We start from the raw sequence: 593 nt of genomic DNA, 5'->3' as shown, positions 1-593 counted from the left end.
GAAAAGTCGATGTAACAGATGCTATCGGCTAGGCGTTTAGGTAACTTATTGACCACCTTTTGGTCGACTTTCCCGACTAAAAGGACACCCGTGATCTTTTGCGTTTCAACATCAATTTCGCTGTTGTAGCAATTGGTTAGCGTAATGCCGAGTTTGTCGCACTGAGTTTCAATCCCATGACGAATCGACAAGTAGTACGGGTCATTCACTTCTGCTTCTTGTTTGTAATTGTACAAGGCCAAAAAGTGATGTTTTTGCTTGGCTTCTTTGGTGGCTTTCTTCGAACTGCTGGTGCGGTACTCCAGCTTTTCTGCGATTTCTAAAATGCGGCGTTTGGTTTCTTCTTTAACGCTCAACGTCGGATCGTCATTCAAAACTCGCGATACGGTTGCAAGTGAGACGCCCGCTTCAGTGGCGATATCTTTTAGTGTTGCCATGTACATTTCCCGTTGGCATTGCTCACAGTCCAAGTGAGAACTCAATAATCTGGCTATTGTAAACAGCTACTTAGGGATGCACAAACTTTTAGTAAAATCGTGCGATCCACGAAAGAGAGTGGTATCTGCTCGACTCATCTTCACTGCTCATCATCT

General features: G+C 44.4%; 1 protein-coding gene. It reads right to left on the bottom strand.

Going from position 1 to position 593, the window contains the following annotated elements; translation table 11 throughout:
* Positions 1-437 (bottom strand): LacI family DNA-binding transcriptional regulator (locus R7Z50_RS29155; protein ID WP_318149966.1); only part of this gene is annotated, 437 nt, incomplete at its 3' end.
* Positions 438-593 lie beyond the last annotated feature (156 nt).

It is taken from the genome of Vibrio sp. 1249-1, from assembly GCF_033340495.1.
Note: the sequence above shows the minus strand (reverse complement) of the source record. Positions and strands in the feature narration are given on the sequence as shown.